We start from the raw sequence: 5,346 nt of genomic DNA, 5'->3' as shown, positions 1-5,346 counted from the left end.
GAGCAGAACCGCCGTAGGTTTTAGCCAGTACGGTGGTGATTGCAGCGGTCAGAGTAGTTTTACCGTGGTCAACGTGGCCGATGGTGCCGACGTTAACGTGCGGTTTTGTACGTTCAAATTTTTCTTTAGACACGGCTATATTCCTTACTATAGTGCTCTCCCCTTATAGAGAGAGCACGGGATTTTGGTTTTTAACCTGCGGCTTATTTACCGCGGGCTTCGATTACGGCCTGAGCAACGTTGTTCGGCGCATCATCATACTTCAGGAATTCCATAGAGTAAGATGCACGACCTTTGGTCAGAGAACGCAGCTGAGTTGCATATCCGAACATTTCAGACAGCGGAACTTCAGCATGAATCTGAACACCAGTAGCGTTAGATTCCTGACCTTTCAACTGACCACGACGACGGCTAAGGTCACCGATGACGTCACCAGTGTTCTCTTCCGGCGTTTCTACTTCAACCTTCATGATCGGCTCAAGCAGAACAGGTTTCGCTTTCTTAAAGCCATCTTTGAAGGCGATAGAAGCAGCCAGTTTAAACGCCAGCTCAGAGGAGTCAACGTCATGGTAAGAACCGAAGTGCAGACGCACGCCCAGATCAACAACCGGATAGCCAGCCAGCGGGCCAGATTTCAGCTGTTCCTGGATGCCTTTATCAACGGCCGGGATGTATTCGCCAGGAATTACACCACCTTTGATGTCGTTGATGAACTCGTAGCCTTTCGGGTTTGAACCCGGCTCCAGCGGGTACATGTCGATAACAACATGACCGTACTGACCGCGACCACCAGACTGCTTAGCGTGTTTACCTTCGATATCGGTAACTTTCGCGCGAATCGCTTCACGGTAAGCAACCTGAGGTTTACCGACGTTCGCTTCAACGTTGAATTCACGCTTCATGCGGTCAACGATGATGTCGAGGTGCAGCTCACCCATACCGGCGATAATGGTCTGGTTAGATTCTTCGTCAGTCCATACGCGGAAAGACGGGTCTTCTTTAGCCAGACGGCCCAGAGCCAGACCCATTTTTTCCTGGTCAGCTTTGGTTTTCGGTTCTACCGCGATGGAGATTACCGGCTCAGGGAATTCCATACGCTCCAGAATGATCACGTGGTCTGGATCACAAATGGTGTCACCAGTTGTCACATCTTTCAGACCGATCGCAGCCGCGATATCGCCCGCGCGAACTTCTTTGATCTCTTCACGCTTGTTGGCGTGCATCTGTACGATACGACCAAAACGTTCACGAGCCGATTTCACTGGGTTGTAAACAGTATCACCGGAGTTAACCACGCCAGAGTACACGCGGAAGAAGGTCAGGTTACCCACGAACGGGTCGGTAGCGATTTTGAATGCCAGAGCAGCAAACGGCTCTTCATCGCTAGCGTGACGCTCAGCCGGAGTATCTTTACCGTCGTCCAGAATACCGTTGATCGCAGGTACGTCGATTGGGGATGGCAGGTAATCAATTACCGCATCCAGCATCGCCTGAACACCTTTGTTCTTGAACGCAGAACCACAGGTTACCAGGATGATTTCGTTGTTCAGAACGCGCTGACGCAGAGCAGTCTTGATCTCTTCTTCAGTCAGTTCTTCACCACCGAGGTATTTCTCCATCAGCTCTTCTGAAGCTTCTGCAGCGGACTCGATCAGGTTCTGGTGCCATTCTTCAGCCAGTTCCTGCATGTCTGCCGGAATATCTTCATAAGTGAAGGTTACGCCTGCGTCTTCTTCGTTCCAGTTGATGGCTTTCATTTTCACCAGGTCAACAACACCGGTGAAATGTTCTTCAGCACCAATAGCCAACTGCAGCGGAACAGGGTTCGCGCCCAGACGGGTTTTGATCTGACCAACAACTTTCAGGAAGTTCGCACCCATACGGTCCATTTTGTTAACGAACGCAATGCGTGGAACTTTATATTTGTTAGCCTGACGCCATACGGTTTCAGACTGCGGCTGAACACCACCAACTGCGCAGTAAACCATTACTGCACCATCAAGCACACGCATGGAACGTTCTACTTCGATTGTGAAGTCAACGTGCCCCGGGGTGTCGATGATGTTTACGCGATGCGGTTCATACTGCTTGGCCATACCAGACCAGAATGCAGTAGTCGCTGCGGAGGTGATAGTAATACCACGCTCCTGCTCCTGTTCCATCCAGTCCATGGTGGCTGCGCCGTCATGAACTTCACCGATTTTATGGTTTACACCGGTGTAGAACAGAATACGTTCGGTAGTAGTGGTTTTACCGGCGTCGATGTGCGCACTGATACCGATGTTACGGTAGCGCGCGATGGGTGTTGTACGAGCCATTTGATTCCTCGTTTATCTTTTAGGCGTTCAATTTAAGTAGCCCAAAGCGGGCTGCTTACAAGAAGCGCCCGCCTGGTGACTATTACTCCGAAGGGATTACCAACGGTAGTGTGCGAACGCCTTGTTGGCTTCTGCCATACGGTGAACGTCTTCACGTTTCTTAACTGCAGTACCTTTGTTTTCTGCAGCATCAGAAAGTTCGTTCGCCAGGCGCAGAGCCATGGATTTATCACCGCGTTTACGAGCAGCTTCAACGATCCAACGCATTGCCAGAGCATTACGACGAACCGGACGGACTTCAACTGGTACCTGATAAGTAGAACCACCAACGCGGCGAGACTTAACTTCGACAGTCGGGCGCACGTTTTCGAGGGCTACTTCAAAGGCTTCCAGGCCATCTTTACCAGAGCGCTGAGCCAGGGTCTCCAGGGCGCTGTATACGATGGTTTCTGCAGTAGATTTTTTACCATCTACCATCAGGATGTTTACAAATTTAGCCAGCAGCTCTGATCCGAACTTAGGATCCGGCAGAATTTTACGCTGACCAATGACGCGACGACGTGGCATGGGAATACTCCGTTGTTAATTCAGGATTGTCCAAAACTCTAAGAGTTTAGTTTGACATTAATATAAAACGTTTGGCCTTACTTAACGGAGAACCATTAAGCCTTAGGACGTTTCACGCCATACTTGGAACGTGATTGCTTACGGTCTTTAACGCCGGAGCAGTCAAGCGCACCACGAACGGTGTGGTAACGAACACCCGGAAGGTCTTTTACACGACCGCCACGGATCAGGATCACGGAGTGTTCCTGCAGGTTGTGACCTTCACCACCGATGTAGGAAGTCACTTCAAAACCGTTAGTCAAACGCACACGGCATACTTTACGCAGTGCGGAGTTTGGTTTTTTAGGAGTGGTGGTATATACACGGGTACATACACCACGTTTCTGCGGGCAGGCTTCCAGCGCAGGCACGTTGCTCTTTGCAACTTTGCGTGCGCGTGGTTTGCGTACCAGCTGGTTAACTGTTGCCATTAAATAGCTCCTGGTTTTAGCTTTTGCTTCGTAAACACGTAATAAAACGACCTCATACAATATGAGGACGCAGAATTTTAGGTCGGTGTCGAAAAGGTGTCAAGAAATATACAACGATCCCGCAATTACCAGGCAATCTGGTTGGGATGCTTCACCGTAAGTCTGACGAAGTCAGTATAGCTAACCCTGACGACACTGTCTGAAATTTGACCACCCAACCCGCGAGCCTTAATGTCTTCTTCCAGTACATAAACCTTAATGGAGGCATTTTGCAGCGTTTCAAGGAAACGGCTGCCTTCTATGGCTGCAGTCACGCCGTCCTGAAGCAATAAAAGCTCATCGTCTGCGCCAACAAGACGCAGCAGGGAGGAGAAGTCAGTCAGCCACGGTGAGCGATGTAGAGTATGCAGCATGCGCGTTTAGAACCTCATAATGACGTCATAGTTGCCCAGTTCACGGCGCAGTTCTTCAGGTTCAAGTACCGTCGCATCGACAACGAATTTCATGTCCGTATCAAGGCCACGTTCGCGCAATGAGGCAGCGCACAGCCAACATTGTTCTATATCGTACAGCCCCAACAATTTGAAGGTCGCAATATAGTCCCGTGCCAGAATGAGATCAGGTTTTTGCTCTGGCAGGATTTGGAAGACGCCGTCCCCGATAAAAAAGACGCCGAGATCTTCTGTTAGTGCTGATGTCGCCAGTAGTGCATCCAGACCTTCACGGCCCGATGCGCTCCCGTGAGGCACGGTGGAAAATACAAAAGCGATTCGATTCATTAGAACTGCACCACGCGATCGCACGTCAGGGATGCCTCAGCGAGCGAACCCAGCCCACTAAGGTTAAAACCCGCTTGTAAATTAGCCCCAGCCAACGCCAACCTCTCTGCTTCAGTTTCATCAACAACGCCGCGGCGTAGCGCCGCTGCCACGCAGATATTTAGCTCTACGCCATGCTGTTGATTAAGCTGTTGCCAGGCGCGAACCAGATCAAATTCATCACTGGCGGGCGACGTCAGCAGATTGGCGTTATACACGCCTTCACGATAGAAAAAGACACGGCTTAACTCATGACCTTCTTCAATCAATGCGTGAGCAAATTGCAATGCGCTGCTCGCCTGCTGCGTACCATAAGCAGGTCCAGTCACGACGATAGCAAAGCGCATTACTTGTCTTGCCCCTGGAAATCACCGCTCTTGAACTGGCGAATATAAAGATAAACCGTGTGCTTGGAGATGTTCAGGCGGTCAGCAACCTGGTTAATAGCATCTTTGATATCGAAGATACCTTTCTCATACAAGTTCAGGACAATCTGACGATTCTTCGCATTGTTGGAGACGTTACGATCGGCATTCACTTCTTCAATCGTGAACTCCAGCGTCTGGGTAACCAGATCTTCCACTGATGAGGCGAAGTTCACGGCAGAACCCACTTCTGGGGTTTCCGGTGGAATAAAGGTATTCATTATCTGCGAGAAAGGAACATCAAGGTTCATATTGATACACAGCAGACCAATTACGCGATGCTCACGGTTGCGAATGGCAATCGTCACCGACTTCATCAAGACACCGCTTTTCGCACGTGTGAAGTAACACTTCGACACGCTGCTATCCGCACCCGTCATATCATGCAGCATGCGCAACGCCAGATCGGTAATCGGTGAGCCAATTTTACGACCCGTATGTTCACCGTTAGCAATGCGAATAGCCGAGCATTTCAAATCCTGCAAAGAGTGCAATACGATTTCACAATGGGAACCAATGAGCATCGCCAACCCGTCCACTACCGCTTCGTAGGATTTAAGGATATCGAAGTCGGTTTGATCGAAAGGACGTTGATCCAGCAAATCTAGCTCACTGGTTTCGTTGGTTAAAAGCGACCTGGACATGAAAAAAAGCACTCCTTTTCAGGAGCCTGTCGTTATGTTGTCAGGGCAGGCTCATCACTATTAGGGGCATCTAAAGTAATACAGCGCACGAGGCGCTTTCCAGT

8 protein-coding genes are annotated in these 5,346 nt (G+C 50.0%); all 8 read right to left on the bottom strand.

The window, feature by feature from the left end:
* Nucleotides 1-133 (bottom strand): GTP-binding protein (locus FDX01_RS13100; protein ID WP_004146313.1); only part of this gene is annotated, 133 nt, incomplete at its 3' end.
* Nucleotides 134-203: 70 nt separating this feature from the next.
* Nucleotides 204-2,318 carry an elongation factor G gene (gene fusA / locus FDX01_RS13095; RefSeq protein WP_096759315.1) on the bottom strand — a complete coding sequence of 705 codons (2,115 nt, stop codon included), beginning with the start codon at nt 2,316-2,318 and terminating at the stop codon, nt 204-206.
* Nucleotides 2,319-2,414: 96 nt separating this feature from the next.
* Entirely contained in the window at nt 2,415-2,885 is a 471-nt protein-coding gene (gene rpsG, locus FDX01_RS13090) for a 30S ribosomal protein S7 (RefSeq protein ID WP_016154763.1), read from the bottom strand.
* A gap of 95 nt (nt 2,886-2,980) precedes the next feature.
* Nucleotides 2,981-3,355 carry a 30S ribosomal protein S12 gene (rpsL, locus tag FDX01_RS13085; protein ID WP_003023654.1) on the bottom strand — a complete coding sequence of 125 codons (375 nt, stop codon included), beginning with the start codon at nt 3,353-3,355 and terminating at the stop codon, nt 2,981-2,983.
* A 125-nt stretch (nt 3,356-3,480) separates the two neighbouring features.
* Nucleotides 3,481-3,768, bottom strand: a complete 288-nt coding sequence (gene tusB, locus FDX01_RS13080; RefSeq protein ID WP_115257339.1) for a sulfurtransferase complex subunit TusB — start codon at nt 3,766-3,768, stop codon at nt 3,481-3,483.
* 6 nt (nt 3,769-3,774) lie between these two features.
* Nucleotides 3,775-4,134, bottom strand: a complete 360-nt coding sequence (gene tusC / locus FDX01_RS13075; RefSeq protein WP_096759313.1) for a sulfurtransferase complex subunit TusC — start codon at nt 4,132-4,134, stop codon at nt 3,775-3,777.
* Entirely contained in the window at nt 4,134-4,520 is a 387-nt protein-coding gene (tusD, locus tag FDX01_RS13070) for a sulfurtransferase complex subunit TusD (RefSeq protein WP_115257337.1), read from the bottom strand. The genes tusC and tusD overlap by 1 nt, the downstream gene beginning before the upstream one ends.
* Nucleotides 4,520-5,242, bottom strand: a complete 723-nt coding sequence (locus FDX01_RS13065) for a transcriptional regulator (RefSeq protein ID WP_003023643.1) — start codon at nt 5,240-5,242, stop codon at nt 4,520-4,522. The genes tusD and FDX01_RS13065 overlap by 1 nt, the downstream gene beginning before the upstream one ends.
* Nucleotides 5,243-5,346 lie beyond the last annotated feature (104 nt).

The sequence above is a fragment of the Citrobacter sp. wls613 genome (genome assembly GCF_005281195.1).
Lineage (GTDB): Bacteria > Pseudomonadota > Gammaproteobacteria > Enterobacterales > Enterobacteriaceae > Citrobacter > Citrobacter gillenii.
The sequence above is the reverse complement of the archived record's forward strand: the minus strand, read 5'-3'. Positions and strand labels throughout refer to the sequence as shown.

What these genes read in the sequence shown, in the direction of transcription:
- tusD (WP_115257337.1), bottom strand. Translation starts at nt 4,520, where the DNA reads ATGCGCTTTGCTATCGTCGTGACTGGACCTGCTTATGGTACGCAGCAG.
- fusA (WP_096759315.1), bottom strand. Translation starts at nt 2,318, where the DNA reads ATGGCTCGTACAACACCCATCGCGCGCTACCGTAACATCGGTATCAGT.
- rpsG (WP_016154763.1), bottom strand. Translation starts at nt 2,885, where the DNA reads ATGCCACGTCGTCGCGTCATTGGTCAGCGTAAAATTCTGCCGGATCCT.
- tusB (WP_115257339.1), bottom strand. Translation starts at nt 3,768, where the DNA reads ATGCTGCATACTCTACATCGCTCACCGTGGCTGACTGACTTCTCCTCC.
- FDX01_RS13065 (WP_003023643.1), bottom strand. Translation starts at nt 5,242, where the DNA reads ATGTCCAGGTCGCTTTTAACCAACGAAACCAGTGAGCTAGATTTGCTG.
- rpsL (WP_003023654.1), bottom strand. Translation starts at nt 3,355, where the DNA reads ATGGCAACAGTTAACCAGCTGGTACGCAAACCACGCGCACGCAAAGTT.
- tusC (WP_096759313.1), bottom strand. Translation starts at nt 4,134, where the DNA reads ATGAATCGAATCGCTTTTGTATTTTCCACCGTGCCTCACGGGAGCGCA.